21 protein-coding genes are annotated in these 24707 nt (G+C 69.3%); 13 read left to right on the top strand and 8 right to left on the bottom strand.

The window, feature by feature from the left end:
* The first annotated feature begins 9 nt into the window (after nucleotides 1–9).
* Nucleotides 10–375, top strand: a complete 366-nt coding sequence (locus KPB06_RS33785) for a zinc ribbon domain-containing protein (protein WP_275906049.1) — start codon at nucleotides 10–12, stop codon at nucleotides 373–375.
* Between the two features lie 157 nt (nucleotides 376–532).
* Here the strand turns inward: KPB06_RS33785 and KPB06_RS33780 are convergent, their stop codons facing one another.
* Complete coding sequence (locus KPB06_RS33780) at nucleotides 533–1414, bottom strand: AraC family transcriptional regulator (protein ID WP_275906050.1); 882 nt, start codon at nucleotides 1412–1414, stop codon at nucleotides 533–535.
* Between the two features lie 276 nt (nucleotides 1415–1690).
* Here KPB06_RS33780 and KPB06_RS33775 point away from each other — a divergent pair, with 276 nt between their 5' ends.
* The 4 genes from KPB06_RS33775 to eutC all read left to right on the top strand — a co-directional run bounded on the left by KPB06_RS33775 (nucleotide 1691) and on the right by eutC (nucleotide 7094).
* Nucleotides 1691–3154 (top strand): mechanosensitive ion channel, encoded by a 1464-nt coding sequence (locus KPB06_RS33775; RefSeq protein WP_059580558.1) that lies wholly within the window; start codon nucleotides 1691–1693, stop codon nucleotides 3152–3154.
* A gap of 235 nt (nucleotides 3155–3389) precedes the next feature.
* Entirely contained in the window at nucleotides 3390–4802 is a 1413-nt protein-coding gene (gene eat, locus KPB06_RS33770) for an ethanolamine permease (protein ID WP_275906051.1), read from the top strand.
* A gap of 100 nt (nucleotides 4803–4902) precedes the next feature.
* Complete coding sequence (locus KPB06_RS33765; protein ID WP_059638468.1) at nucleotides 4903–6300, top strand: ethanolamine ammonia-lyase subunit EutB; 1398 nt, start codon at nucleotides 4903–4905, stop codon at nucleotides 6298–6300.
* Entirely contained in the window at nucleotides 6297–7094 is a 798-nt protein-coding gene (gene eutC / locus KPB06_RS33760) for an ethanolamine ammonia-lyase subunit EutC (protein WP_226225067.1), read from the top strand. Before KPB06_RS33765 ends, eutC begins: the two co-directional genes overlap by 4 nt.
* Here the strand turns inward: eutC and KPB06_RS33755 are convergent.
* Nucleotides 7087–7971 carry a LysR family transcriptional regulator gene (locus KPB06_RS33755; RefSeq protein WP_059580572.1) on the bottom strand — a complete coding sequence of 295 codons (885 nt, stop codon included), beginning with the start codon at nucleotides 7969–7971 and terminating at the stop codon, nucleotides 7087–7089. The two genes, eutC and KPB06_RS33755, sit on opposite strands and share 8 nt — an antisense overlap.
* 154 nt (nucleotides 7972–8125) lie before the next feature.
* On the opposite strand from KPB06_RS33755, the gene KPB06_RS33750 reads away from it, so the two are divergent.
* Nucleotides 8126–9739, top strand: coding sequence for an MFS transporter (locus tag KPB06_RS33750; protein WP_275906052.1), 1614 nt, complete (start codon nucleotides 8126–8128; stop codon nucleotides 9737–9739).
* A 145-nt stretch (nucleotides 9740–9884) separates the two neighbouring features.
* On the opposite strand, the gene KPB06_RS33745 is transcribed toward KPB06_RS33750, so the two are convergent.
* Complete coding sequence (locus KPB06_RS33745) at nucleotides 9885–10313, bottom strand: pyridoxamine 5'-phosphate oxidase family protein (protein WP_275906053.1); 429 nt, start codon at nucleotides 10311–10313, stop codon at nucleotides 9885–9887.
* 320 nt (nucleotides 10314–10633) lie between these two features.
* Between KPB06_RS33745 and exaC the strand changes: the two genes are divergently transcribed.
* The 3 genes from exaC (at nucleotide 10634) to KPB06_RS33730 (ending at nucleotide 14121) form a co-directional block, all read left to right on the top strand.
* On the top strand, nucleotides 10634–12160 hold the full coding sequence (gene exaC / locus KPB06_RS33740) for an acetaldehyde dehydrogenase ExaC (RefSeq protein ID WP_059580582.1): 1527 nt from the start codon (nucleotides 10634–10636) through the stop codon (nucleotides 12158–12160).
* A gap of 178 nt (nucleotides 12161–12338) precedes the next feature.
* On the top strand, nucleotides 12339–12887 hold the full coding sequence (locus KPB06_RS33735; RefSeq protein WP_275906054.1) for a hypothetical protein: 549 nt from the start codon (nucleotides 12339–12341) through the stop codon (nucleotides 12885–12887).
* A gap of 217 nt (nucleotides 12888–13104) precedes the next feature.
* Nucleotides 13105–14121, top strand: a complete 1017-nt coding sequence (locus tag KPB06_RS33730) for a helix-turn-helix domain-containing protein (RefSeq protein WP_059580707.1) — start codon at nucleotides 13105–13107, stop codon at nucleotides 14119–14121.
* 227 nt (nucleotides 14122–14348) lie between these two features.
* Here the strand turns inward: KPB06_RS33730 and KPB06_RS33725 are convergent, their stop codons facing one another.
* Nucleotides 14349–15446 carry a glycosyltransferase family protein gene (locus tag KPB06_RS33725; RefSeq protein WP_059580585.1) on the bottom strand — a complete coding sequence of 366 codons (1098 nt, stop codon included), beginning with the start codon at nucleotides 15444–15446 and terminating at the stop codon, nucleotides 14349–14351.
* Nucleotides 15443–17146: a thiamine pyrophosphate-binding protein gene (locus tag KPB06_RS33720; protein WP_059580588.1), complete on the bottom strand. Its 1704-nt coding sequence runs from the start codon at nucleotides 17144–17146 to the stop codon at nucleotides 15443–15445. Before KPB06_RS33720 ends, KPB06_RS33725 begins: the two co-directional genes overlap by 4 nt.
* A gap of 294 nt (nucleotides 17147–17440) precedes the next feature.
* Here KPB06_RS33720 and KPB06_RS33715 point away from each other — a divergent pair, with 294 nt between their 5' ends.
* The 4 genes from KPB06_RS33715 to KPB06_RS33700 all read left to right on the top strand — a co-directional run bounded on the left by KPB06_RS33715 (nucleotide 17441) and on the right by KPB06_RS33700 (nucleotide 18940).
* Nucleotides 17441–17902 carry an antitoxin PaaA2 family protein gene (locus KPB06_RS33715; RefSeq protein ID WP_059580590.1) on the top strand — a complete coding sequence of 154 codons (462 nt, stop codon included), beginning with the start codon at nucleotides 17441–17443 and terminating at the stop codon, nucleotides 17900–17902.
* On the top strand, nucleotides 17899–18183 hold the full coding sequence (locus tag KPB06_RS33710; protein WP_059580593.1) for a type II toxin-antitoxin system RelE/ParE family toxin: 285 nt from the start codon (nucleotides 17899–17901) through the stop codon (nucleotides 18181–18183). The genes KPB06_RS33715 and KPB06_RS33710 overlap by 4 nt, the downstream gene beginning before the upstream one ends.
* Before the next feature lie 119 nt (nucleotides 18184–18302).
* A complete protein-coding gene (gene vapB, locus KPB06_RS33705; protein WP_059580709.1) occupies nucleotides 18303–18539 on the top strand; it encodes a type II toxin-antitoxin system VapB family antitoxin in 237 nt (78 codons plus the stop codon).
* On the top strand, nucleotides 18539–18940 hold the full coding sequence (locus KPB06_RS33700; RefSeq protein ID WP_059580596.1) for a type II toxin-antitoxin system VapC family toxin: 402 nt from the start codon (nucleotides 18539–18541) through the stop codon (nucleotides 18938–18940). The genes vapB and KPB06_RS33700 overlap by 1 nt, the downstream gene beginning before the upstream one ends.
* A 66-nt stretch (nucleotides 18941–19006) precedes the next feature.
* On the opposite strand, the gene KPB06_RS33695 is transcribed toward KPB06_RS33700, so the two are convergent.
* The 3 genes from KPB06_RS33695 to gcvP all read right to left on the bottom strand — a co-directional run bounded on the left by KPB06_RS33695 (nucleotide 19007) and on the right by gcvP (nucleotide 24650).
* Entirely contained in the window at nucleotides 19007–20395 is a 1389-nt protein-coding gene (locus KPB06_RS33695; protein ID WP_059580598.1) for an L-serine ammonia-lyase, read from the bottom strand.
* A 30-nt stretch (nucleotides 20396–20425) separates the two neighbouring features.
* Nucleotides 20426–21568 (bottom strand): alginate lyase family protein, encoded by a 1143-nt coding sequence (locus tag KPB06_RS33690; protein ID WP_059580711.1) that lies wholly within the window; start codon nucleotides 21566–21568, stop codon nucleotides 20426–20428.
* Nucleotides 21569–21722: 154 nt separating this feature from the next.
* Complete coding sequence (gcvP, locus tag KPB06_RS33685) at nucleotides 21723–24650, bottom strand: aminomethyl-transferring glycine dehydrogenase (RefSeq protein WP_059580603.1); 2928 nt, start codon at nucleotides 24648–24650, stop codon at nucleotides 21723–21725.
* Nucleotides 24651–24707: the final 57 nt, after the last annotated feature.

Here is a 24707-nt window from a genome sequence, read left to right as displayed (position 1 = left end):
GAGCGGGCGATGAGTTTTCTGAAATGGATCTTCGGCGGCCATGGCGGCGGGCACGGCAATAGCGGAAACGGCGGCCACGGCGGCGGGCATCACGGCGGGTCGCGCCAGGGCGGGCACGGCGGCCACGATGCGCGCGGCCGCGATCGCCACGGCTGGGGCTGGCAGGCGCCGGCCGATGTGGGCAACGGTGGCCAGGGCGGCAATCTGGCGCTGAGCCAGCTCGCGTGCGCGGGCTGCGGCTCACTCAACGCGGCCGATGCACGCTTCTGCGCGCAGTGCGGCGCGGCGCAACGCGGCAAGGCCTGCAGCCGCTGTCACGCGGCGCTGGCGGCCGACGCGCGGTTCTGTCCCGGCTGCGGAACGCAGGCGGCTTGAAGATATCCGCGTGTTCGTGCCGGCTGTGCATGAGCACAGGCCGGCACGCTTCGTTCGACGGCCGGCGCATCGGCATGCCCGATGTCGTCCCGGGCATGCTCGCGCCGGCAATATCGTCGCGGTCCGTCAGGATACGGCTCCACGACGCACCGTTTAGTCAGCGCAACGGCAGATGAATCTCGGTGCGCAGGTCGGCCGGCGCCGTGTCCATCGGCGTATTGAGGTACAGCTCGAACGGCGGCGCGTCGGCGGCTTCGCGGCCCGAGTGACGCAGCCAGTCGCCGTAGAGCCACTGGTAGGCCGTCTTCAGGTCCGCATACGGCCCGGTATGCAGCAGCACCGCGTATTCGCCGCCTGCGATCGTCGCACGCTCGACCGGCGGCGCGGGCGCGACGACCGGCACGCCGTCGGCCGGCATGATGCACGCTTTCGCGCGCAATTGTGCTTCGGGCGTCGTGTCCGGATCGTCGTAGAAAATCCCGATCATCTTCGCGCCCGGGCCGATCAGCCCGTGCTGCCCGGCCCACGCGCCGATCCGGCCGAACGCGTCGCCGACCTTCAGGTACGCGCCGGTATGCGCGACCGCGTAGCCGCGCAGTTCCGGCAGACGCCGGATCTCGACTTCATGCTTGAACATGTCTTCCTCTCCTCGCTGTAGTGGATAAATCGGCCGGTGTGTGCCCGTGCGGCGATGCTCCGCCGGCAACACGCCGTACGCGTCGCGAAACGCCCGCGCGAACGCGTGCGTCGACCCGTAGCCCGCGCGCCGCGCGATCTCGTCGAGCGGCCGCGCCGTGCAGACCAGATCCTCGGACGCCCGCACGATCCGCATCCGCCGCACCGTCAGCACGATCGATTCGCCGTACAGCGCGCGGTAGACGCGCTGCCAGTGATACGGCGACAGGCACGCGACTTCGGCGAGCCGGTTCAGGTCGAGCGGGCCGTCGAGATGCGCGCCGATGTACGCGTGAACACGCGCCACGCTGGCCGCGTAGCGAGCCCACGCGGGCGGATCGGTTTTCGTGTCGGCTGGGGGCATCGGCGTGTCCGGGCTGGAACCGACGCCACGGTAGCACGGGCCGAATGGACAAATCTTGCGGAAATGCGTAGCCGTCCGAATTCCGTCCCCTTTTTATTTCAACGAAATGGGGTCTTGTCCCTCCGCGATCTATGACTAAAGTTAAAGACGGTGAAATCGGATGAACGCGTCATTTTTCTCGGGTAAGTTGCTCGGACGGGGCAGCACGCATTTCGAAGTACGCAGGTAGTTCGTCGATGTTCAATCGCAACGCCACGTTTTTCGGGAGAAGAAGAAATGGATGCTTCCAGCTTCATCACGTCGCTGCAGGCCACGCTAGGCGGATACCTGCCCAAGATCGCCGGCGCGATCGGCATCCTGGTGATCGGCTGGCTGATCGCCGTCGCGGTGCGGGCCGGCGCGCTCCGGCTGCTCAACGCGCTGAAGGTCGATCAGCGGATCACCGACAGCACCGGCCAGGGCGCGTGCGTCGAACGCATCATCGCCGGCGGCCTGTTCTGGCTCGTGCTGCTCGTCACCGCGGTGGGCATCTTCAACGTGCTCAACCTGTACGCGGTGTCCAATCCGTTCTCGCTGCTCGTCACGCACATCGTCAACTACCTGCCGAACCTGATCGGCGGCGCGGCGCTGACGCTGATCGCGTGGCTGATCGCGTCGCTGCTGCGCAGCCTCGCGAACCGCGCGCTGAAGGCGAGCAAGGTCGACGCCACGCTGTCCGAAAGCGCCGGCATGCAGCCGATGAGCGGCTATCTCGGCGACGTGCTGTTCTGGCTCGTGATCCTGATGTTCCTGCCGGCGATCCTCGCGTCGTTCGCGCTGTCGGGCCTGCTGTCGCCGGTGCAGGGGATGGTCGACAAGCTGCTCGCGATCGTGCCGAACCTTTTCGCGGCCGCGGTGATCGGCTTCGTCGGCTGGGTCGTCGCGCGCGTGCTGCGCGGCCTCGTGACGAACCTGCTGGTCGCGGCCGGCGCCGACCGCCTCACCCAAGGAATCGACAGCCCGACGCCCGTGCGCGTGTCGAGCCTGATCGGCACGATCGTCTACGTGTTCGTGTTCGTGCCGACGCTGATCTCCGCGCTCGACGCGCTGAAGATCGACGCGATCTCGATCCCCGCGACCAACATGCTGAACCAGTTCCTCGGCGCGGTGCCGGACATCGTCGCGGCGATCGTGATCGTGCTGGTCACGTTCTACTTCGCGCGCTTCGTCGCGTCGCTCGCGCAGAAGCTGCTGGAAGCGGCCGGCGTCGACGGGCTGCCGGCCGTGCTCGGCGTCGAGCGCGTGTTCTCGGGGATCCTGCAGCCGTCGGTGCTGGTCGCGCGGCTGATCGTGTTCTTCGCGATGCTGTTCGCGTCGGTCGAGGCCGCGAACCGGCTCGGCTTCACGCAGGTGCGCGACGTCGTCACGCTGTTCATCGAATTCGGCGGCCACGTGCTGATGGGCGGCGTGATCCTCGTGATCGGCGTATGGCTCGCCGGCCTCGCGCGCCGCGTGATCGAGCAGGCCGACCGCGAGCACAGCGTGCTGTTCGCGCGCATCGCGCAGTTCGCGATCCTCGGCCTCGTGTTCGCGATGGGGCTGCGCGCGATGGGCATCGCGAACGAAATCGTCCAGCTCGCGTTCGGCCTCGTGCTCGGCGCGATCGCGGTGGCCGTTGCGCTGTCGTTCGGCCTCGGCGGCCGGGAAGCGGCCGGCAAGCTGCTCGATCGGTGGTTCAACCAGCGCGGCGGCGGCCAGTAAGCACGCGCGATCCGGCCCGCATCGGAAGGGCCGGACCGGCGTTCCAGCCCGCGCGGCCGGCGTTTCCGCAAGCCTTCGGCAACCCGCGCGGCTGGCGTTTCAGCGAGCATTTCCGCAAGCGAAATGTCAGCCGCGATCTTTGCCGAATTTCGATAACACGTCGTTTAATGACTCTCTAGCATCGATTCTCAGTCGCGCGGGCCCGCAGGCCCGGCGCCCTTGAGGAGAGAGTCCGATGAAAGCAGAGTCGAATGGCCGGCCCGCCGCCGGCGCCAAGTCCGCCGGCCAGCCCGCGCTGCAGCAGACGCTCGGGACCTGGCAACTGTGGGGCATCGCGGTCGGCCTCGTGATTTCCGGCGAATACTTCGGCTGGAGCTACGGCTGGGCGAGCGCGGGCACGCTGGGTTTCGTGATCACCGCGCTGTTCGTCGCGGCGATGTACACCACCTTCATCTTCAGTTTCACCGAGCTGACGACGTCGATCCCGCACGCGGGCGGCCCGTTCGCGTATGCGCGCCGCGCGTTCGGCCCGACCGGCGGCTATCTGGCCGGCGCCGCGACGCTCGTCGAGTTCGTGTTCGCGCCGCCCGCGATCGCGCTCGCGATCGGCGCGTACCTGCACGTGCAGTTTCCGGGGCTCGAACCGAAACACGCGGCGATGGGCGCGTATCTGGTGTTCATGGCGCTGAACATCGTCGGCGTGCAGATCGCGGCGACCTTCGAGCTCGTCGTCACGCTGCTCGCGATCTTCGAGCTGCTGGTGTTCATGGGCGTCGTGTCGCCGGGCTTCGCGTGGAGCAATTTCACGAAGGGCGGCTGGTCGGGCGCAGACCATTTCAGCCCGGGCGCGTTCCACGGGATGTTCGCGGCGATTCCGTTCGCGATCTGGTTCTTCCTCGCGATCGAGGGCGTCGCGATGGCCGCCGAGGAAGCGAAGAACCCGAAGCGCTCGATTCCGATCGCGTACGTGGCCGGGATCCTGACCCTCGTGGCGCTCGCGATCGGCGTGATGGTGTTCGCCGGCGGCGCGGGCGACTGGACCAAGCTCGCGAACATCAACGACCCGCTGCCGCAGGCGATGAAGTACATCGTCGGCGCGAACAGCGGCTGGATGCACATGCTGGTGTGGCTCGGGCTGTTCGGGCTCGTCGCGTCGTTCCACGGGATCATCCTCGGCTATTCGCGCCAGATCTTCGCGCTGGCCCGCGAAGGCTATCTGCCCGAATGGCTCGGGAAGGTGCATCCGCGCTTCAAGACGCCGCATCGCGCGATCCTCGCCGGCGGCGTGGTCGGGATCGCCGCGATCTACAGCGACGAGCTGATCCAGTTCGGCGGGCAGACGCTCACCGCGAATATCGTGACGATGTCGGTGTTCGGGGCGATCGTGATGTATATCGTCAGCATGGCGGCGCTGTTCAAGCTGCGCCGCTCGCAGCCGAACATGGCGCGGCCGTTCCGCGCGCCGCTGTACCCGATCTTCCCGGCGTTCGCGATCCTGGCGGCGCTCGTCTGCCTCGGTACGATGGTGTATTTCAACGGGCTGGTCGCGCTGGTGTTCGTCGGCTTCCTCGCGGTCGGCTACGCGTACTTCCTCGCGACCCGTTCGCAGCGCGCGAGCGCCCCCGGCGACGCGTTGCTGGAGGAGTGAGCAGGATGACGACGGTGAACGTGAAAGGCCGTTCCTGACGGCATCCGGCGCGCCCCGTCGAACGGGCGCGCCGTCGGCTTTTGGCAAGGAGATTCGAACGATGTCCTATACGGAGACGATCGGTCCGCGCACGTACCGCTTCGCGGACCTGAAGACGCTGCTCGCGAAGGCGAGCCCGCTGCGTTCCGGCGATCAGCTCGCCGGCGTCGCGGCGGCGAGCGAGGAGGAGCGCGTCGCCGCGAAGATCGCGCTCGCGGGCGTGCCGCTGAAGGCGTTCCTGAACGAAGCGGTGATCCCGTATGAAGACGACGAGGTCACGCGCCTGATCATCGACGATCACGACGCACACGCGTTCGCGGAGATCTCGCACCTCACCGTCGGCGATTTCCGCAACTGGCTGCTGTCGCCCGCGGCCGACGGCGCGGCGCTCGAACGGATCGCGCCGGGCCTCACGCCCGAGATGGTCGCGGCCGTGTCGAAGCTGATGCGCAACCAGGACCTGATCGCGGCCGCGAGGAAGCGCCGCGTGGTCACGCGCTTTCGCAACACGGTCGGGCTCGCCGGCCGGATGTCGGTGCGGCTGCAGCCGAACCACCCGACCGACGACGTGAAGGGCATCGCCGCGTCGATGCTCGACGGGCTGATGTACGGCTGCGGCGACGCGATGATCGGCATCAACCCGGCCACCGACAGCCTCGCGGCGATCGTGAAGCTGCTCGCGATGATCGACGGCTTCCGCGAACGCTACGGCGTGCCGACCCAGTCGTGCGTGCTCACGCACGTGACCAACACGATCGCGGCGATCGAGAAGGGCGCGCCGGTCGATCTCGTGTTCCAGTCGATCGCGGGCACCGAGAAGGCGAACGCGAGCTTCGGGATCTCGCTCGCGCTGCTCGGCGAGGCGCGCGAGGCCGCGCTGGCGCTCAAGCGCGGCACGGTCGGCAACAATCTGATGTACTTCGAGACGGGACAGGGCAGCGCGCTGTCGGCGAACGCGCATTTCGGCGTCGACCAGCAGACCTGCGAAGTGCGCGCGTATGCGGTCGCGCGCAAGTTCGAGCCGTTCCTCGTGAACACGGTGGTCGGCTTCATCGGGCCCGAATACCTGTACGACGGCAAGCAGATCATTCGCGCGGGGCTCGAGGATCACTTCTGCGGCAAGCTGCTCGGCGTGCCGATGGGCTGCGACATCTGCTACACGAACCACGCGGAAGCCGACCAGGACGACATGGACACGCTGCTGACGCTGCTGGGCGCGGCCGGCATCAACTTCATCATGGGGATTCCGGGCGCGGACGACGTGATGCTGAACTACCAGAGCACGTCGTTCCACGACCAGCTCTACGTGCGCGAGGTGCTCGGCCTGCGCCGCGCGCCCGAATTCGAGGAATGGCTGGAGACGATGGAGATCGCCGACGCGCACGGCGCGCTGCGTGCGGCGTCGGCACGCGTGCCGCTGCTCGCGGGCGCGAACGACTGGATGGGGATTTCCGCATGAGCGACGCCGTCGAGAAGAACCCGTGGGCGCAACTGAAGTCGTTCACGAACGCGCGGATCGCGCTCGGCCGTGCGGGCAACAGCCTGCCGACCGCGCCGCTGCTGGCCTTCAACCTGTCGCATGCGCAGGCGCGCGACGCGGTGCACCAGCCGCTCGACGCGGATGCGCTGCGGCGCGAGATCGAGGCGGCCGGCCTGCTGCCGACGCTGCGCGTGCAGAGCGCCGCGCCCGATCGCGACCATTACCTGCGCCGGCCCGATCTCGGCCGCAAGCTGTCGGACGACAGCCGCGGGCTGCTGGCCGGCTACGGGGCGGCGCTCGACGAGGCGCCCGACGTCGTGTTCGTGGTCGGCGACGGGCTGTCGGCGTTCGCGGCCGCGAAGCAGGCGCTGCCGCTGTTGCAGGCCGTGCGGCCGCGGCTCGACGCGGACGGCTGGCGGATCGGCCCGGTGGTGGTCGCGACGCAGGCGCGCGTCGCGCTCGGCGACGAGATCGGCGAGCTGCTGCGCGCGAAGGTGGTCGCGGTGCTGATCGGCGAACGGCCGGGGCTCAGCTCGCCGGACAGCCTCGGCGTGTACCTGACGTGGGCGCCGAAGGTCGGCTGTCACGACGCGCTGCGCAACTGCATCTCGAACGTGCGGCCCGAAGGGCTGCCGCACGCGGCCGCCGCGCACAAGCTGCATTACCTGATGACGCATGCGCGCAGGCTCGGGCTGACGGGCGTCGGGCTGAAGGACGACAGCGACGCGCTGTTGCCGCCGGTGCAGGCGGAGCGGATCGGGGCGACTACCTGAACAGCCGTTCGCACAGGAAATCGACGAACACGCGCAGCTTCGGCGACAACTGCCGGCTCGACGGCCACACGATCGAGAACTGCCCCGGTGCGATCCGGTAGGCATCGAGCACGGTGACGAGCGCGCCCTGCTCGAGCGCGTCGCGCGCGAGGAAGTCGGGCATGTAGCCGATGCCGAGCCCCGCGAGCACGGCGCCGCGCAGCGCCTCCATGTTGTTGCAGGTCATCGCGGTGCGCAGTGCGAGCGGCGTGCCGTCGTCGGCCGCGAGCGCCCAGTCCTGCAGCTTGCCGGTGGTCGGGAAGCAGTAGCGCACGCAGTCGTGCGCTTCGAGTTCGCGCGGCGTGCGCGGCGTGCCGGCCTGCGCGAGATACGCGGGCGTCGCGCATAGCACGAACGCGAACGGGCCGAGCCGCCGCGACATCAGGCTCGAATCGGACAGCGGGCCGCTGCGGATCACCGCGTCGAAGCCGCCTTCGACCACGTCGACCATTCGGTCGTTGAAATCGAGATCGAGCTCGACGTCCGGATAGCGCCGCCGGAATTCGGGCAGCACCGGCAGCAGGAAGCGGTAGCCGATCACCGGCAGGCTCACGCGCAGCTTGCCGCGCGGGCGCTGCGCGGACGCCGTCACGGTCGCCTCCGCGTCGCGGAAATCCTCGAGGATGCGCTGGCAGCGCTCGTAGAAATGCCGCCCCTCGTCGGTGAGCGTCACGCGTCGCGTCGTGCGGTTGAACAGGCGCACGCCGAGCGACTGCTCGAGTTTCGCGATCGTCTTGCCGACCGCCGACGCCGAGATACCGAGCGTGCGGCCGGCCGCGACGAAGCTCAGCGCTTCGGCGGTGCGGACGAACGCGACGATGCCGGTGAGGTTTTCCATCGAATGAGGGGCGTGCGGCGACGCACGCCAGCGGGTCAATTGCGGAATTTTAGTCCGTTATATGCGGAGCTTTGCGTGGTTTTTCGTGAATTGAATCCGATTTATCTTCTGTCGCTCTGATGGCGCATCCGCGCCGGCTTTTCGAGGAGCGATGATGGATCACCCTGTTTCCACTGCTGCAGCCCTGGCCGCGCGCCGGCGCGCATGGGTGCTGGCCGCCGTCTGCATGGCCGCCGTCGCGCTGCCGCTGTCGTTTTCCGGCGGTGCGGTCGCGACGCCGGCGATCGGCCGGGACCTGCACGGCAGCCCGGTCGCGATGAACTGGATCACCAACGCGTTCATGCTCGCGTTCGGCAGCTTTCTGATGGCGTCGGGCGCGCTGGCCGACCAGTTCGGCCGCAAGCGCCTGTTCGCGATCGGCGTCGGCGGCTTCACGCTGATGTCGGTCGCGCTCGCGTTCGCGCCGTCGATGCTCGCCGTTGACTTGCTGCGCGCCGCGCAAGGGCTCGCGGCGGCCGCGGCGCTGGCCGGCGGCACGGCCGCGCTCGCGCAGGAATTCGACGGCGCGGCGCGCACGCGTGCGTTCAGCCTGCTCGGCACGACCTTCGGGATCGGGCTCGCGTTCGGGCCCGTGCTCGCCGGCGGGCTGATCGGGCATTACGGCTGGCGCGCGATCTTCGTGACGAGCGCGGTGGCCGGCGTGCTGTCGCTCGCGTTCGGGCTGCCGCGCATGCACGAGTCGCGCGACCCGCACGCAACGGGGCTCGACTGGCCCGGCACGGCCGCGTTCACGGCCGCGCTGACGCTGTTCACGTTCGGCGTGATCGAAGCGCCCGCGCGCGGCTGGTCGAGCCCGCTCGTGATCGCGTTGCTGGCCGGCGCGGCGCTCGGCGCGTGCGCGTTCGTGACGATCGAGACGCGCGTCGCGCGGCCGATGCTCGACCTGTCGCTGTTTCGCATCGCGCGCTTCGTCGGCGTGCAGGTGCTGCCGGTGTCGACCTGCTGCTGCTACATCGTGCTGCTCGTCGTGCTGCCGCTGCGCTTCATCGGCATCGACGGCTTCAGCGAGATCGACGCCGGCTGGCTGATGCTCGCGATCTCCGCGCCGATGCTCTTCGTGCCGCTCGTCGCGGCGACGCTCACGCGCTGGCTGTCGGCCGGCGTGATTTCGGGGCTCGGGCTGCTGGTCGCGGCGGGCGGGCTCGTGTGGCTCGGCATCGCGCTGCGCGGCGGCGCGGGTCCGGCGGCGATCGCGCCGATGCTCGCGATCGGCGTCGGCGCCGGCATGCCGTGGGGGCTGATGGACGGGCTGTCGGTGAGCGTCGTGCCGAAGGAGCGCGCGGGGATGGCGACGGGCATTTTCAGCACGACGCGCGTGGCCGGCGAGGGGATTGCGCTGGCGATCGTCGGCGCGGTGCTGGCCGCGCTCGCGCAAACGGGCCTCGCGCAGGCGGCAGGAGCTGTCGGCGCGCCGGACGCGACGCTGCGCGCCGCCGCGCGGCTCGCGACCGGCGATCTCGCGGGCGCGGCTGCCGCGTTGCCGGGCGTCGGCCGTGCGGCGTTGATCGCGAGCTACGCGCACGCGTTCGACCGGCTGCTGACCGGGCTGGCCGTCGTCACGGTGCTGTGCGCGGTGGTGGTGTTCGGGTTCCTCGGCGGGCGGCCGGTTGCCGACGAAGCGGGCGACGATGCGGACGGCCGCGCGCATGCCGAGGCGTCGGCGCGCGGCCGCGTCGCGCCGGCCGGTGCGGAGACGCATGGGCGTTGAGCGTTGCAGCGCGGTGATTCGGCGGGTCGGCGGGTCGGCCCATCGACTCATCGGCGCATCGGCGTATCAGCACATCAGCACATCGGTCGACGCAGCCGCCGTACCCGCATGGTCCTCCGTCGATGAGCGCGTCACCCGCCGCGCATCACGCCAGCACGAGCGGCGGCAAGTCCGCATCCGTTCGCGCCTGCGCGCATTCCACGTCGATCACCAGACACCGCAGCGCATCCGGCCACAGGTCCGCGTGGCGTCGCGCATCCTCGTCGAGCGTCGCGCGGCCCTGCACGAGCCAGGTCGTCTGGCGCACGAAATCGACGAACAGCAACGCGATGGCCGGATTCACCAGCAGGTTGCCGATCGTGTTGAGCAGGTTGTTGCCCGCGAAGTCGGGCAGCACCAGCGTGCGGCGGTCTGGGATATCGACGAGCGGCGTGAACGAACCGTCGGCGCGCGGCTGGCGGCCGCGATACGAACAGTCGCCGTTGCCGGCCGCGTCGGCGGTCGAGACGATCAGGAAAGCCTGCTCGCGGATGAACGCGATGGCGTCGTCGGTCAGGGGGCCGCGATCGTTCATGGTGTCGGTCGGCGCGTGCGCCGTGGCGTGTGGATCCGCAACAAGCACGCAAGCGACATGCCACGCGTCGCGGCGTTCTCCGCGAGCAGCGCCCAGCCGCGCACTGTGGAAATTCCGAACACCGGCCGCAGCGCTGCGCAACCGCGGTGTTCAGAATCGGTACACCCGTCGTGTTGCTTGCGTGAACACCGCACGGTGCGCACGCGCGCCGGCCGCGATCGACATGCTCCCGTTCCGTTTGGCACGCATGTTGCGTAAACGGGATCAGCGCATTCCAACCGGCGCTGTACTCACACAAGCACGATGAACAGGAGACATGTATGAACCCGTTTGACCTGAAACAACTGGGCCTCGACGTCGAATACCCGTACCGCCAGCAATACGACAACTACATCGGCGGCAAGTGGGTGGCGCCCGTGAAGGGCGAGTATTTCGAGAACGTGTCGCCGATCAACGGCCAGCCGTTCTGCCGCGTGCCGCGCTCCGGCGCCGACGACATCGAGCTGGCGCTCGACGCCGCGCATGCCGCGCGCCGCAAGTGGGGCAAGACGTCGGTTGCCGAACGCGCGAACCTGCTGCTCGCCGCCGCCGACCGGATGGAAAAGAACCTGAAGCTGCTGGCCGTGGCCGAGACGATCGACAACGGCAAGCCGCTGCGCGAGACGATGGCGGCCGACCTGCCGCTCGCGATCGACCACTTCCGCTACTTCGCGGGCTGCATCCGCGCGCAGGAAGGCGGTATCTCCGAAATCGACGACAACACCGTCGCGTACCACTTCCACGAGCCGCTCGGCGTGGTCGGCCAGATCATCCCGTGGAATTTCCCGCTGCTGATGGCCGCGTGGAAGCTCGCGCCCGCGCTCGCGGCCGGCTGCTGCGTGGTGATGAAGCCGGCCGAGCAGACGCCCGCATCGGTGCTCGTGCTGATGGAACTGATCGGCGACCTGTTCCCGGCCGGCGCGATCAACATCGTGAACGGCTTCGGCAAGGAAGCGGGCGAAGCGCTCGCGACCAGCAAGCGGATCGCGAAGATCGCGTTCACGGGCTCGACGCCGGTCGGCAAGCACGTGCTGCGCGCGGCGGCCGAAAGCCTGATCCCGTCGACGGTCGAACTGGGCGGCAAGAGCCCGAACATCTTCTTTGCCGACGTGCTCGACCAGGACGACGCGTTCCTCGACAAGGCGCTCGAAGGGCTCGCGATGTTCGCGCTGAACCAGGGCGAAGTGTGCACGTGCCCGTCGCGGATCCTGATCCAGGAATCGATCTACGACCGCTTCATCGAGAAGGCCGTCGCGCGCGTCGAGCGCATCAAGGCCGGCCACCCGCTCGACATGCAGACGATGATCGGCGCGCAGGCGTCGCAGCAGCAGCTCGACAAGATCCTGTCGTACATCGACATCGGCCGCGGCGAAGGCGCGCAATGCCTGACGGGCGGCGAGCGCACGGCGCCGGCCGCCGAACTCGGCACGGGCTACTACGTGAAGCCGACGATGCTGCTCGGCAACAACAAGATGCGCGTGTTCCAGGAAGAGATCTTCGGGCCGGTCGCGTCGGTGATGACGTTCAAGGACGAGCAGGAAGCGATCGAGCTCGCGAACGACACGTTCTACGGGCTCGGCGCGGGCGTGTGGACCCGCAACGGCACGCGTGCGTACCGCATGGGCCGGGAGATCGAGGCCGGCCGCGTGTGGACCAACTGCTATCACCTGTATCCCGCGCATGCGGCGTTCGGCGGCTACAAGCAGTCGGGCATCGGCCGCGAGACGCACAAGATGGCGCTGTCGAACTATCAGCAGACGAAGTGCCTGCTGGTCAGCTATCAGGCCGAGGCGCTCGGGTTCTTCTGATCGCCGAAGCCGTGGCGACGTGTCGTGGCCGGTCGGGCCCGGCACGTCGCCCGGTTCGATTTCCCTGTTCGACAGTCGGCGCCGGCTGCGTTTCCCTGCACGGCCGGCGCCGGCAACGCCGCCGGCTGCCGCCTGTTCGCGGCGGCACGGTGCGCCGATGCATGCAACCGCTCCCAGCATGGCAGAACCGCCCCGATCCTTTCCGCGTCACCCGGTATTCCATCCGGGCGAACTCGATGCGCAGCACCGCTTCGGCGTCGCCGACGAAGCCGAGCGGATGAGCGACGCCGTGACCACGCGGCTGAGCGTCGGCGTGCGGCAGTTCGTCGAATCGCAGCCGTTCATGTTCGTCGGCATGGCATCGGGCGCCGGTGCGTCGATGACCTGCGACATCGTGCAGAGCCGGCGCGACGCGAACGGCGATCTGCTGCCGGTGGTGCGCGTCATCGACACGAAGACGCTGCGCTTCGCGCTGCCGGCCGCGCATGACGGCGACGGCGCCCGGATCGACGCGGCCGCCTGCGACGGCCGCGGCGTCGGATTGCTGTTCGTCGATTTCGTGCGCGGCCTGCGCTACCGGATCAACGGTCGCGCCACGCTGCGCGCGGATCTGCCGGAAGCGGACGCGGCGCCGTGGGCGGCCGGCAGCGCGATCGTCGAACTGGCGATCGCGCAGGCATACGGCAATTGCGGCACGCGGGTCGTGCGGCTGAAGCCGGCCCCGTAGCCGGCCCGGTACCCGGGCTGCATATGCGGGCGGCGGCGCGCATGCGCGGTGGCCGCGCGGAGCGCACCGGCGGCGTGCGCGGCATGCCGCGTTCGGGTGCGCCCGCATGGCGCCCATCGGCCGGACAGCGTGCAATGGCGGATGGTTCGCCGGGCCGTGCGGTTCGGCACGGGACTTGCGTGATACGCAGGGTTCCGCGCAGGTGAGGGAGGACACGATGAATCGACATGTGGCGTGTACGGAGGAGCCGACCGCCGAAGACACGCGGCGCAGCGCGCAGGGCGACGACGCGTTCGCCGGGCAGGCCGTCGTCAGCGTCGCGCACGATGCGGACGAGCAGGCGCGCAACCTGATCGGCTGGCGGCAGACTTACGACCAGCTCGCGGCCGGCCGCTTCGTCGGCACGCTGACCGAGCTGCCGCTCGACACGATGAAGCTGTTCCGCGAATCGACCAGCCACCTGCTGCGCCAGGCCTGCGAAGTGCGCGGCGATGCGTACTGGTTCGGCATCCCGCTCGTGTGCGACGGCTCGGCGCGCGTCGATGCGTGCCGCATCGGCCCCGGCGCGCTCGCGTTCCGGCCCGGCAACGTCGAATTCGAACTGGTGACGCCCGCGCAGTTCTCGATCTACGGCGTCGTCGTGCGCGGCGACGTGCTGCGCCGCTATGCGGAGGAAGTCGAGCACCGTGCGCTCGACGAGCGGCTGTTCACGCAGCGCGTGATGCAGGTCGGCGACGCGCGGCTCGCGCATCTGTGCGCGCTGCTCGGCCGCCGGCTCGACGGCGCGGTGGCGATGGCCGGCCCGCTGCCCGATGCGCAGCGCGACGATCTGCAGGCCGAAGTGCTGGCCGCGCTGTTCGATGCGTGCGCGCAACCGGCCGACGACGGCAGCGGCGCCGCGCCGTCGACGCGCCGCTGGATCGTCGACCAGGCGCGCGACTACGTGCTCGCGCACCGCACGCGCCCGGTGGGCGTGCCCGAGCTGTGCGAACAGTTGCACGTGAGCCGGCGCACGCTGCAATACTGCTTCCAGGACGTGCTCGGGATGGCGCCCGCGACCTACCTGCGCACGCTGCGGCTGAACGGCGCGCGGCGCGACCTGTGCGGGCGCGCGGCCGGCTCGGTGCAGGACGTCGCGGAGGCGTGGGGCTTCTGGCATCTGAGCCAGTTCGCGACCGATTACCGGCGCCTGTTCGGCAAACGGCCATCCGAGACGCTGCGCGATCGCGCGTGACGCGTTCGGCGCGGTGAGCCGGGCGGCCGGCGCGGCGCTCGCGGCGGTGGTGGTGCCGCGCGCGCTGTTGCCGGTTCGATCGTTCCGCGCGCCGCCGCGCCGGCTTCGCTCAGGCGGCCGGTGCGAGCCTGGCGGGATCAGCCGGGCAGCCGAAGCGGCGCCCGTGCCGGCGCAGTGCGTGTGCCGCTGCCGATTCGATCGCCACGCTCGCCGACGCGCCGACTTGCTCAGGTGGCCGCTGCCGCCGCGTCGCGCGGCGCGGGCCACGCCAGCGCGTCCCAGTCGATTGCACGGTAAGCGGCGTCGACCGCCGCCAGATCGTCCGGCTGTTCGCTGCGATGCAGCCCGTGCAATTCGGCCGGCACGTCGAGCGTGACCGGCACGCAATGCGGATAGTCGCGCACGCGCAGCGCCGGCCCGATCGTCGTGAAGCACGCGAGCGTCGGCACGTCGAAACCGTCGGCGAGATGCAGCGCCGCCGTGTCCGGCGCGAACAGCAGGCTCGCGCCCTTGATCCACGCGATGAAGCGCGCGGTGTCGGTCGCGTGGCGGCTCACGTCCACGTAAGCCGGATGCGCGATCGGGCCGAAGCCGACCACCGGCAACCCGTAACGTTGCGCGAGCCGTTCCACGAACGCGACGCGCAACGCGGGCGGCACGCTGCGCACCGCGGTGCTCGCATTCGGGCAGAACAGCACGTAAGGCCGCCGCCATTCGGCCGGCAGCGCGGGCAGCGGCAGCCGCGCGAGCCAGCGGTTGCGTTTCCCGGCGGCCGGCACGGCGGCCGGATCGACGCCGAGCGCGTCGAGGAAGAAGTCGATCATCGGCAGCCGCGCGAATGCGGGCCAGTACAGGTGATTGCCGACGTCGATGCGGTGCGCATCGGCAGGCAGCGCTTCGGCAGGGCACGGCAGCGCGCGCGACGGCGCGACGACGTCGGCCGCGAGCGCATACAGCGCCTCGACATAGCGCGGTGCGCGCGCGGGCCGGTACAGCGTGAAGCGCAGGCCCGGATGGGCCGCACGCAGCGCGGCGACGGCCGTCAGCCCGATCACCGAATCGCCGAGCGCGACGCCCATCCCGTTGATCACGTGCACGTGCCGCGCGTCGCCGTAATCGAGCCGGAACGGCCGGTGCGCGGCGTGCAGCAGGCCGAGTGCGGATGCGGCAGGCACGTAGCCGTCGGCGCGCTCGTCGCCATGCTCGAGATCGTACGGCGCGACGAGCGTGCCGTCGGGCGAGAGCAGCGTGCCGGGGCAGGCCAGTGCGTCGTGGTGCGACAGCACGGCGGCGGGCGGTGCGGCGTGCATGTCCATCGCCGTCATGCGCCGCGCGCGCGGCGGCCTTGCTCGCGGATTTGCTCAAGTGTCGCGGCCGGCGTGCTCGCGTCCTGCGGGATGCGGATCTCGATCACCGCGGGCAGCCCGCACGTCAATGCGCGTTCGAGCGCGGGCGCGAAATCGGCGGTGCGCTCGACCGTCTCGCCATGCGCGCCGAACGCACGCGCATAGGCCGCGAAATCCGGGTTCGTGAGCCCGGTGCCGTGCACGCGGCCCGGGTAGTTGCGCTCCTGATGCATGCGGATCGTGCCGAAATGGCCGTTGTTGACGACGATCGCGACGATGTTCAGCCCGTATTGCATCGCGGTCGCGAGCTCGTTGCCGGCCATCATGAAGCAGCCGTCGCCGGCGAGCGCGACGACGGCGCGCTGCGGATACAGCGACTTCGCGGCGAGCGCGGCCGGCAGCCCGTAGCCCATCGCGCCGCTCGTCGGCGCGAGCTGCGAACGGAAGTGCCGGTACGCGAAGTGGCGATGCAGCCAGATCGCATAGTTGCCCGCGCCGTTGGTCAGGATCGCGTCGTGCGGCAGGCGCTCGCGCAACTGCACCATCACGTCGCCGAGCTGCACGTCGCCGGGCATCGGCAGCGGCGCATGCCATTCGCGGTATGCGCGGTGCGCGTCGGCGGCCGTACCGGCCCACGCGGGCCGCTCGGGCGGTTCGAGCGCGGCCAGCGGCGCGGCGATCTCCGGCATGCCCGACACGATCGGCAGGTCGGCGGCGTACACGCGGCCGAGTTCGTCCGCGCCCTGGTGCACGTGGACCAGCGTCTGGCGCGTCTTCGGGATGTCGAGCAGCGTGTAGCCGCCGGTCGTCGCTTCGCCGAGGCGCGGCCCGATCACGAGCAGCAGGTCGGCGTCGCGGATGCGTTTCGCGAGCGCCGGGTTGATTCCGAGCCCGACGTCGCCCGCGTAGTTCGGGTGCGCGTTGTCGATCGTGTCCTGAAAGCGGAACGCGCACGCGACCGGCAGTTGCCAGCGTTCGACGAAGGTGCGCAGGTTCGCGCAGGCGTCCGGCGTCCAGCCGCTGCCGCCGACGATCGCGAACGGCCGTTCCGCGCGCGCGAGCCGCTCGCGCAACTCGTCGATCTGCGCGGCCGACGGCGCGGCCGCGATGCGTTTCGCGGCTGGCGCGACGGGCTGCGGCGCGCACGCGTCGGACAGCACGTCCTCCGGCAGCGCGAGCACGACCGGGCCGGGCCGGCCGGACGTCGCGACGTGGAACGCGTGGCTCAGGTATTCGGGAATGCGGCGCGGATCGTCGATCTGCGCGACCCATTTGGCCATCTGGCCGAACATCCGGCGGTAGTCGATTTCCTGGAAGGCTTCGCGGTCGAGGTGCTCGCGTGCGCACTGGCCGACGAACAGGATCATCGGCGTCGAATCCTGGAACGCGGTGTGCACGCCGATCGACGCATGGGTCGCGCCGGGCCCGCGCGTGACGAATGCGACGCCGGGGCGGCCGGTCAGCTTGCCGACCGCCTCGGCCATGTTCGCGGCGGCCGCCTCGTGGCGGCAGACGACCGTCTGGATGCGGGCGGTGTCGTCCGCCAGCGCATCGAGCACGGCGAGGAAGCTCTCGCCCGGCACGCAGAACACGCGTTCGACGTGATTGGCGAGCAACGCATCGACGAGCAAGCGCGCACCGGTGGTGGCGCGCGGCTCGAGATCCTTGGAATGCGACATGGGCTGCCGTCTCCCTGGGTAGCGGGACGTACAGCTTACGCCGGTTGGCGGCGCGCCGGTACGGCGGACGATGAAAAGTGTCGGAACGCTGGGCGGTTCGGCGAGCGCGCACCGGCTTCGGTTGGCCGACCGGCCAGCTTGTGCAGACTGGCGCGACGGCGGAAAGTGAGTGCTATGGATGGCGGGCTGACGCTTGTCTCGATCTGGAGCGGGGCATCCCAACTAACAATAAATTGGGATGCCACTCAATAGTAAAATTTCAGCGAATGCGTGGAGAAAGGGGCGAGAATCGCCATGACGACCGAAACGATTGATCAAAAGACGCTGACGGAGCTGGTCGCAGCCGGCGCGGTGCGTGCGGCCCGCGTGGTCGGTTGCGGCAACGGTTGGGCGTTCTCGGCCCGGTGCGGCGCACACGAACGTTTCCTGTCGGCCAAGCGCGGCGACGTGCGGGTGTTTCGCCGTTTTGAAACGCTGGTCGGCTTTCTGCGCGATATCGGTATCAGCCGATTCGATGTGGACGCGTCGGCATTCGACCCGGATGCGGCCGGCCGGGCGACCCGGCCCGATCGCGCGGCGGCGCTGAAGGCGGCACACGAGGCGGCGGCCCACGATCGCTGGTTTCGCGAGCAGGTGCAGCAGGCGCTGGACGACCCGCGTGCGTCGATTCCGGATGCCGAAGTCAGCGCCGACTTCGCGTCGCGACGTGCGGCGCTGCGTGACCGGCTTGCCGGCAAGCGCGGGGATGCTTCTTGACCCTTGCGTTGCACTGGAATCCGAAGGCGTACGAGGATCGCGCCGCGATCATGGACGCCATCGCCGAGGACGACCCGCTGGCCGCCCTCGAACTCGACGAACTGCTGGAAGAAAGGGCGGCGGCGTTACCGGCCCATGCCGAGTTGTATCGGCGAGGGCGGGTGGCCGGCACGCGTGAGCTGGTGGTCGCGCCGAACGATGTGCTCGTGTATCGCATCCGGCCGGCCGAGGGCATCGTGGAGATCCTCCGCGTGCTGCATGCGCGACGGCAATGGCCGTGACGCGCGTATTCACTGCCGGCTCGTCAGCCGAAGGAACACCTGTTATGTACACACATGGATTTACATCTCGGCCCGCATCGGATAATGTACATACAATGTACATCCGGGCGGAGATCGACATGCATACCACGAGGGTATTCAGAAACGGCAACTCGCAGGCCGTGCGTATTCCTGCGGACCTTGCCTATGAACGCAGCGATATCGAACTGGAAATCGAGCGGGTCGGTGACGAAATCCGCATTCGGCCGATGCGGCGGCCTCTGACCAACGTACTCGAGAAATTCGCGAAATTCGGGCCGGACTTCATGACCGAAGGGCGTGGCGACCATGAACAGGCCGAACGCGAGGGCTTGTGATGCCGCGCTTCATGCTCGACACCAACATGTGCATCTATCTGATGAAAAATCAGCCGGAGCAGGTCGCGAGACGATTTGCGCAGTGCTACACGGGCGACGTCGTCATGTCGGCGGTCACTTATGCGGAGCTCGAGTACGGCGTGACCGCATGCACGAGCCCTGCCCGCGAGCGCCGCAATCTCGCGGCGTTGATCGAGGATATTCCCGTCGCGCCTTTCGACGCCCCGGCCGCGCAAGCGTATGGTCCGATCCGCGAGGCCACCCGCGAACGGAAGAAGGATCACCTCGACAAATTGATCGCCGCGCATGCGGTGTCGCTCGATGTCGTCCTGGTGACCAACAACGAGCGGGATTTCGTCAGCTATCCGGGATTGCGCGTGGAGAACTGGCTGAACGATTAGTGCCGGGTGTCGAGCCCGGCGGCAATACGTCGGCCGACGGGCCTCGCATTGCCGCCGGGTCCCGCATCAGCACTCGACGATATTCACCGCCAGCCCGCCGCGCGACGTTTCCTTGTACTTGGTCTTCATGTCGGCGCCCGTCTCGCGCATCGTCTTGATCACCGAGTCGAGCGACACGTAGTGCGAGCCGTCGCCGCGCAGCGCCATGCGCGCCGCGTTGACGGCCTTGACCGACGCCATCGCGTTGCGCTCGATGCACGGGATCTGCACCATCCCGCCGACCGGGTCGCAGGTCAGGCCGAGGTTGTGCTCCATCCCGATCTCGGCCGCGTTCTCGACCTGCTGGGGCGTGCCGCCGAGCACGGCCGCGAGCGCGCCGGCCGCCATCGAGCACGCAACGCCCACTTCACCCTGGCAGCCGACTTCCGCGCCCGAGATCGATGCGTTGAGCTTGTACAGGATGCCGATCGCGGCGGCCGTCAGCAGGAAGTCGATCACGCCCTGTTCGTTCGCGCCGGGCGTGAAGCGCGTGTAGTAGTGGAGCACGGCCGGGATGATGCCGGCCGCGCCGTTGGTCGGCGCGGTGACGACGCGGCCGCCGGCCGCGTTTTCCTCGTTGACCGCGATCGCGTACAGGTTGATCCAGTCGATCATCGACAGCGGATCCTGCAGCGCGCGCTCGGGGCTGCCGGTCAGCGTGCGGTACAACTGCGGCGCGCGGCGCTTGACCTGGAACGGGCCGGGCAGGTTGCCGTCGGCGTCCGGGTTGCCGATCCCGCACCCGCGCGACACGCACGACTGCATCACGGCCCAGATCTTCAGCAGCCCGTCGCGCGTTTCTTCCTCGGTGTGCCACGCGCGCTCGTTTTCCCACATCAGTTGCGCGATCGACTTGCCGGTCGACGCGGTCAGCGCGAGCAGCTCCGCGCCGGTGCGGAACGGGTGCGTCATCTGCTCGGCCGCGCTCAGCACCTTCGTGTTCGGCGCGCCGGCCGTCACGACGAAGCCGCCGCCGACCGACAGGTACGTGCGCTCGACCAGTACCGCGCCGTTCGCATCGCTCGCGCGCAGCTTCATCCCGTTCGGATGTTCGGGCAGCGCCTGGCGGTAGAACGCGATGTGCTCCTTCAGCACGAACGGCACCGGGTGCGTGCCGAGCAGCGCGAGTTGCTTCGTCTTGCGGACTTCTTCGAGCCGCGCGTCGATCGTGTCGGGATCGACGGTGTCGGGCGCGTCGCCGAGCAAGCCGAGCATCACGCCGCGGTCGGTGCCGTGGCCCTTGCCGGTGGCGCCGAGCGAGCCGTACAGCTCGACCTTCACGTGAGCCGTCGCGTCGAGCAGCCCGTCGCGCTCGAGGCCCTGGACGAACATCAGCGCGGCGCGCATCGGCCCGACCGTATGCGAACTGGACGGACCGATGCCGATCTTGAAGAGGTCAAACACGCTGACTGCCATTTCGATACCTGCCTTGCTGTGAGAATGGTGCTAGCGCGCCTGCAATGGCAGGCACGCGGCGAGCCATGCGGGCGGCGTTGGGGAAAGCTGCTGCGCGACGCGGGCATAGCGCCCGTCGAGCCGCACGGCCAGATGAAAGAGTTCGGTGGCGTTTTTCGGGTCCCACTGCCCCGTATAACCCGGCAAGCCGGCCTCGCGGCGCTTCGCGTCGAACGGCACCGGCGAATTCACGAATTCCTCGTGGGTTTTCTCGCCGAGCGCGTACGGCACGAGCCAGTCGAGCGCGGCCGCGAGCGTCGCGCCGTTCGCGCCGCGCTCGCGCAGCCAGTTGCGGTTGAAGCGGCGCGCGGCGAGCGCGGCCGTCACCAGCGGCTGCAGATCGTAGACCGCGTAATGCAGCGCATCGCGTTCCTCGAAATCCCAGGTCTTGCCGTCCGGGCCGATGTTGTCGGCGAGATGCTCGACGAACAGCCGCTGTGCGGCGTTCATCATCTTGCGGTCGCCGAGCGTGAACGCGGACAACGCGATCAGCTTGATCCGGTGGCTCTGCCAGTTGTTGCGCCAGATGCCGGTGAGCGGGCGTTTCTGCGCGTCGACCTGCGCGACGTAGCCGGCGCCGAGCTTCGCGATGAACGCGGCCGTCGCGTTGCGCGTTTTCACCGGCAGCGCGCTCGCGGTCATGTCGTACGCGACGATCAGGCTGTCGAAGCGCGTCTCGTCGATCGGGTTGAAGCTCGGCTGGTAGGTCGAGACCCACGCGGACAGGAAGCGGTCGACGAGCTGCAGATAGCGCGGCGCGTTCGTCACGCGCCACGCGAGCGCCGCATCGCGCATCAGGTCCATGTCCTTGAGCGCGGCTTCACTCTGGTCGTGGATGCCTTCATGCGGCAGCGTGCCCTCGGTATGCACGCGCGCCATCGCCTTCGGCTGCTCGCCGATGCGTGCGTCGACGCTGCGGATCAGCGCCTGCACGCCCGGCTCGGCCTGCGTCGTCTCGCTTGCCTGCAGTGCGGGCGCCGCGCAGAAATTCATTGCCGCGCGCGCACTGCCGGACACGCCGAGGCCGGCGGCGGCCAGCGACAACGATGCGACGAGCATCGGCACGTAGCGGCCTGCGCGCACGCGCGGCCGCCGCGCGGTTGCGCCATGGCCCGGAAACATCGGACGCACCATGCGGAACTCCTTCATTGGCTGGATCGCGTGTGATGTTAGCCGGATTGGCGCGCAAGCGTGAAACGGTTGGCCGGGCGGCGAACGTAAAAACCGCACGCAACCGGTGGCTGCGTGCGGGGTGGTCACGGTCGGACGCTCCGGTGCGAGACGTGCGTTATGCGTAGTCCGACATCGGCACGCACGAGCAGAACAGGTTGCGGTCGCCATAGGCGTTGTCCGCGCGGCCGACCGGCGGCCAGTACTTGTTCGTGCCGAGCGACGCGACCGGGTACGCGGCCTGCTCGCGCGAGTACGCGTGCGGCCATTCGTTCGCGGTGACGACGGCCGCCGTGTGCGGCGCGTGACGCAGCGGGTTGTCCTCGCGATCGGCGCGGCCTTCCTCGACCGCGCGGATTTCCTCGCGGATCGCGATCATCGCGGCGATGAAGCGGTCGAGTTCTTCCTGCGATTCGGATTCGGTCGGCTCGACCATCAGCGTGCCCGGCACCGGGAAGCTCATCGTCGGCGCGTGGAAGCCGTAGTCCATCAGGCGCTTCGCGACGTCGTCGACGGTGATGCCGCTCGTTTCCTTGATCGGACGCAGGTCGAGAATGCACTCGTGCGCGACCAGCCCGCCCGGGCCCGAATACAGCACCGGGTAATGCGGCGCGAGGCGCTTCGCGATGTAGTTCGCGTTGAGGATCGCGGTTTCGGTCGCGGCGGTCAGGTTCTTCGCGCCCATCATCGCGATGTACATCCACGAGATCGGCAGGATCGACGCCGAGCCGTACGGCGCGGCCGACACCGCGCCGATGCCGTCTTCCGCGCGGGCGTAGCCGGTCGAGCGCTGGTTCGGCAGGAACTTCGCGAGGTGCGTGCCGACCGCCACCGGGCCGACGCCCGGGCCGCCGCCGCCGTGCGGGATGCAGAAGGTCTTGTGCAGGTTCAGGTGCGACACGTCGCCGCCGAACTGGCCGGGCGCGGTCAGGCCGACCATCGCGTTCATGTTCGCGCCGTCGACGTACACCTGGCCGCCGTGCGCGTGGACGATCTCGCAGATCTCGCGCACGTTCTGCTCGAACACGCCGTGCGTCGACGGATACGTGATCATGATCGCCGCGAGGTTCGCCGAATGCTGCTCGGCCTTCGCCTTCAGGTCGTCGATGTCGACGTTGCCCTGCGCGTCGCACGCGACGACCACGACCTTCATGCCGGCCATGTGCGCGGACGCCGGGTTCGTGCCGTGCGCGGACGCCGGGATCAGGCACACGTCGCGATGGCCTTCGCCGCGCGACGCGTGGTACGCGTGGATGATCAGCAGGCCCGCGTACTCGCCCTGCGAGCCCGCGTTCGGTTGCAGCGACACGGCCGCGTAGCCGGTGGCCGCGACGAGCATCTGTTCGAGCTGGTCGATCATCTCGCGGTAGCCGACGGTCTGCTCGGCCGGCGCGAACGGATGGATGCCGCCGAACTCGGGCCACGTGACGGGCAGCATTTCCGACGTCGCGTTCAGCTTCATCGTGCACGAGCCGAGCGGGATCATCGAGCGGTCGAGCGCGAGATCCTTGTCCGACAGGCTGCGCAGGTAGCGCAGCATTTCGGTTTCGGAATGGTGGCGGTTGAACACCGGGTGCGTCAGGTACGCGCTCGTGCGCTCGAGGCCGGCCGGCAGCGCGGCGACGCCGGCGAGGCCCGCGTCCAGCGCATCGACGGCCGGTGCCGTGCCGCCCGCGGCCTGCGCGAACACGTCGAGAAGATCGGCGAGGTCGTCGCGCGTCGTCGTTTCGTCGACCGACACGCCGACTTGCGTGTCGCTCACGCGGCGCAGGTTGATGCGCTTGGCTTTCGCGAATTCGTGGATCTGCGCGGTGCGCGTGCCGGTGTCGATCGTCAGCGTGTCGAAGAACGTGTCGTTGACGGTCGCGAAGCCGAGCTGCTTCACGCCGGCGGCGAGCAGCGCCGCGATGCGGTTCACGCGCAGCGCGATCGTCTTCAGGCCGTGCGGGCCGTGGTAGACCGCGTACATGCTCGCCATGATCGCGAGCAGCGCCTGCGCGGTACACACGTTCGACGTCGCCTTCTCGCGGCGGATGTGCTGTTCGCGCGTCTGCAGCGCGAGGCGCAGCGCGGGCTTGCCCTGCGCGTCGACCGTCACGCCGACGAGGCGGCCCGGCATCTGCCGCTTGAATTCGTCGCGTACGGCCATGTAAGCGGCGTGCGGGCCGCCGAAGCCCATCGGCACGCCGAAGCGCTGCGTGTTGCCGATCGCGACGTCCGCGCCCCATTCGCCGGGCGGCGTCAGCACGGTCAGCGCGAGCAGGTCGGCCGCGACGACCACGTGGCCGCCGGCCGCGTGGATCGCTTCGGTGAGCGCGCGGTAGTCGCGCACGTCGCCGTTCACGCCCGGGTACTGCAGCAGCACGCCGAACGCGTTCGCGTTCGCGGCGTCGGCGGCCGGGCCCGTCTTGACCTCGATGCCGATCGGCAGCGCGCGCGTGCGGATCACTTCGAGCGTTTGCGGCAGCACGTCGTCGGCGACGTAGAACACGTTCGACTTCGGCTTGCCGGTGCGCTGCAGCAGCGTCATCGCTTCGGCCGCGGCGGTGGCTTCGTCGAGCAGCGATGCGTTCGAGATCGCGAGGCCGGTGAGATCGGCCACCATCTGCTGGAAGTTCAGGAGCGCCTCGAGGCGGCCCTGGGAAATTTCGGGCTGGTACGGCGTGTAGGCCGTGTACCACGCCGGGTTTTCGAGCACGTTGCGCAGGATCACGGCCGGCGTGTGCGTGTCGTGGTAGCCCTGGCCGATATACGAGCGGAACACCTGGTTCTTGTCCGCGAGCGCACGCAGCGCGGCGAGCGCTTCGGCCTCGCTCTTGGGCTGCGCGAACGGGCCGAGCGGCAGCGTGTCGGCGCGGCGGATCGATGCCGGGATCACGGCGTCGATCAGCGCGGCGCGCGACGCGAAGCCGAGCGTGTCGAGCATGGCCTGCTGGCTGGCGGCATCGGGGCCGATGTGGCGTTCGGCGAACGCGTCATGCGTTTCGAGCGCGGCGAGCGAGAGGGGCGTGCGGTTCATCAGACGGTCCGGGTGTTCGAGCTTCATGGCGTGACTCTGGTCCCGCGCGCGCCGAGGCCGGCGCCGCGCGGTTCGGGTAGGGAA

The organism is Burkholderia semiarida (genome assembly GCF_029268935.1).
Classification (GTDB): domain Bacteria; phylum Pseudomonadota; class Gammaproteobacteria; order Burkholderiales; family Burkholderiaceae; genus Burkholderia; species Burkholderia semiarida.
The sequence above is the reverse complement of the archived record's forward strand: the minus strand, read 5'-3'. Positions and strand labels throughout refer to the sequence as shown.